This is a genomic window from Paraburkholderia diazotrophica, assembly GCF_900108945.1.
Taxonomy (GTDB): Bacteria; Pseudomonadota; Gammaproteobacteria; order Burkholderiales; family Burkholderiaceae; genus Paraburkholderia; species Paraburkholderia diazotrophica.
Window position 1 is genome coordinate 1 of the sequence record NZ_FNYE01000105.1, and the last position, 1,614, is coordinate 1,614.

Here is a 1,614-nt window from a genome sequence, read left to right on the forward strand (position 1 = left end):
AACTCGGAGCAGTTCGTGGACGTCGCGGTAACAGCGGCGCGCAATGTGGCGGGAAGCGATGGCGTCGACGCCAACATCCAGCCGATGATGATTTCCGAAGACTTCGGCGCATTCCTGCAGGTTGTTCCTGGCAACTTCATCTTCATCGGCAACGGCGAGTCGGTGGAGAAAGGGGGTATTCCCCTCCACAACGCTACCTACGATTTCAATGACGAAATCCTTTTGACGGGAGCCAGATATTTCGCTGAGATCGCCCGGCTCGAGTTGCCGGTCGGCTAACGACCAAAGCGAAATAAATGAATACGTCTGTACCTTCATCATTGACCCTCGACGGCACACCCATGATCGAGCAATTGCGCCAGCTCGGCGAACTGGGCGCCGATCGTGAAGCCGGTGGACGGACGCGCATTGCACTCACAGACGATGAGCGCGCCGGGCGCGATCTCGTCGTCAGATGGATGCGCGAACTGGACCTCGATGTCCGCGTCGATCGTATCGGCAACATCTTCGGCACGCTGCGTTCCGATTCGGATGACGGCAGTCAGCGTCCACTGATGATGGGTTCGCACATCGACACGCTGAAAAGCGCCGGAGCGCTGGAAGGCTGCTACGGCGTGCTGGCGGGGCTCGCGGTCGTGAGAGCTTTTCGTCAGGCAGGCATCGGGCCGCAGCGGTCCATCACCATCGGTGTGTTCACCAACGAGGAAGGCATCCGCTATCAGCCGGATATGATGGGTTCGCTGGTCTACGCTGGCGGCCTGTCCGTTGATGCAGCATTGAACACTATCGGAATCGACGGCACGCGGCTTGGCGACGAACTCGTACGCATTGGCTATGCCGGCGACCTGGAGCCACGCGCAATCGTTCCGCACGAGTATCTCGAACTGCACATCGAGCAGGGCCCGATACTCGAAGCAGAGAACATCCGCATTGGCGTGGTCGAGAATCTCCAGGGCATCTCGTGGCAGCAGATTACTGTTGAGGGCAATGCCAATCACGCGGGTACAACGCCAACGCGGCTTCGTCATGATGCGGGCTGGGCGGCCGCTGCCGTTTCGACGTTCCTGCGTGAGCTGGCCGTTACTACCGGCACCACGCTGGCGACAATCGGCATGCTGCGCATCGAGCCGAATGTCATCAACGTGATTCCGAGCAAGGCAGTCTTTACGGTCGATCTGCGTGATCCGGACGAACAGCGCCTGCAGGATGCCGAGCGGCGGCTCGCTGAGTTCCTCGAAGAGGTCGCGGAGAAGGAAGGCGTGAAGATCACGACCGAGCGCCTGGTCCGCTTCGAGCCGGTCGTATTCGATGCAGGACTAGCCGATGCGATTGAAGCGTGGGCAGAGCGCATGGGCTTCACGCATCGCCGGATGACGTCGGGCGCCGGACATGACGCCCAGATGATCGCGCGCATCGCGCCCGCGGCGATGATATTCGTGCCGAGCCGCGGCGGCATCAGCCACAACCCGCGCGAACATACAGACGACGATCAGCTCATCGATGGCGCAAACGTTCTGCTAGACGTCGTGCTCCAGCGCCTCGCAGCGAAGTGAGCGGGATTCCATTCGCCAATTCACATCATTCATTACTGGAGTGTCATGGTCATGCTGGTAG

Annotated in this window: 2 protein-coding genes; both read left to right on the forward strand. The window is 60.3% G+C overall.

From position 1 onward, the window contains the following. A partial coding sequence (locus tag BMW76_RS40035; RefSeq protein WP_143062468.1) for a M20/M25/M40 family metallo-hydrolase occupies positions 1-279 on the forward strand: 279 nt, incomplete at its 5' end. Between the two features lie 17 nt (positions 280-296). Next, positions 297-1,553, forward strand: a complete 1,257-nt coding sequence (locus BMW76_RS40040) for a Zn-dependent hydrolase (protein WP_090874173.1) — start codon at positions 297-299, stop codon at positions 1,551-1,553. Positions 1,554-1,614: the final 61 nt, after the last annotated feature.